The following is a 1232-nucleotide window of genomic DNA, read 5'->3' on the forward strand; positions in this document are numbered from 1 at the left end:
GTCCGATCCTCGAAAAGCGTGGATTGGTAGCACCGCACGGTTCGGTCGGCGGACCGGTGCGGACGCCCTTCGTCTCCAGTGGGAACTGAGTCGAAAGCAAGCTCTTCGAGAAGGGGACGTTTGTCCCGATCTTTCGGGCACGGCCTCCCTCCGGGACTATTCACGCAATTCGGTCAGTAGATCCGATCTAGGCTGCGCACTGTTGCCGAACTCAAGGCGCAGTACGAAAGGAACCTCGATGAAGCTGGGCACGAGTGGAGTACGTCGCGTAGTGGGAACCGTCGCGGTTGCCGCTGCAACCGCGGCAGGCGTCGCGATGGTCAATCCTGCAACTGCGTCGGCCGAGGTGGTCCCGCCGGTCGTCTCGTACAAGGTGACCGGAAACGGTCTGGCACTGACGATCACGAACAACAACACCGGAATTGCCCCGTTGTGTCAGGCGTTTGTCGTCAACGCCGCGGATTCTGCTGCTGTGCTTGATGATCCGCTGAAACTGCTAGATCCGAACCTTGTGGTGTACCCCAAGATCACCGACCCGTCCTCACTGTTCGCCGTCGGTAAGGGGCAGACGGTCACCAACACCGTGACCGATGTTCCGGACGGAACCTACGCCGTGCTCGGTGCCTGCTTCGATCTTCTCGATCTCGAGACGTTGGGCAAGCCGGTTCCTGGCGTGCCGAGCCTCGTTGTCATCGGCGGACCGTTCAGCGGCATCAATACCGGCAGCTTGAGCGACCTGTTCGGTAGCGGCAGCCTCGAAGGACTTTTCGGGTAGCTCGCTGCCTGTCTCCCAATTTTCCGACTGAGCGGTCTATTCTTCATGCATCTGGTGATCTGACCGACTTGCCTGGAGGTTCGGAAAATGCGAAGTCGTGGATTCAAACGCGCTCTCGGAAGCATTGTCGCGGCGTCCGCTGCCGTCGTGGGACTGGTTGTCATGTCTCCGGCGACGGCGTCGGCAGCACCGGCGATTCTCCCGCCTCCGGTGTCGGTGAGCGCAGCGGACAATGCGATCACCTTCACCGTCACCAACCCGAACCCGCGGTTCAGCTTCATCAACTGCACGGTGGCGATCCTCAATGCCAGGGATGTTCCCGACGTGATTCGTGATCCGGCGAAGCTGCTCCAGCCTGGCGTGTTGGCGCCGAACCGCAACAGAACGGACCTGGTGCGAGACCCTGCCCCCATGACAGCACCCTCCGCATCCGACGCGGCCCACCGCTTCGACGACC

The 1232-nt window shown here is 61.4% G+C and carries 2 protein-coding genes; both read left to right on the forward strand.

The window, feature by feature from the left end; all coding sequences use genetic code 11:
* Window positions 1-238: 238 nt before the first annotated feature.
* The gene (locus tag ABT116_RS47865; RefSeq protein ID WP_351647759.1) at window positions 239-775 is read left to right on the forward strand and encodes a hypothetical protein; all 537 of its coding nucleotides are present in this window, start codon (window positions 239-241) and stop codon (window positions 773-775) included.
* A gap of 147 nt (window positions 776-922) precedes the next feature.
* Window positions 923-1232: hypothetical protein (locus tag ABT116_RS47870; RefSeq protein ID WP_351647761.1), on the forward strand; the 310-nt coding region annotated here is incomplete at its 3' end.

Source organism: Streptomyces sp. NPDC002130 (assembly GCF_040296465.1).
Classification (GTDB): Bacteria; Actinomycetota; Actinomycetes; order Streptomycetales; family Streptomycetaceae; genus Streptomyces.

Coding starts and splice junctions, on each gene's coding strand:
- ABT116_RS47865 (WP_351647759.1), top strand. CDS start 239: ATGAAGCTGGGCACGAGTGGAGTACGTCGCGTAGTGGGAACCGTCGCG.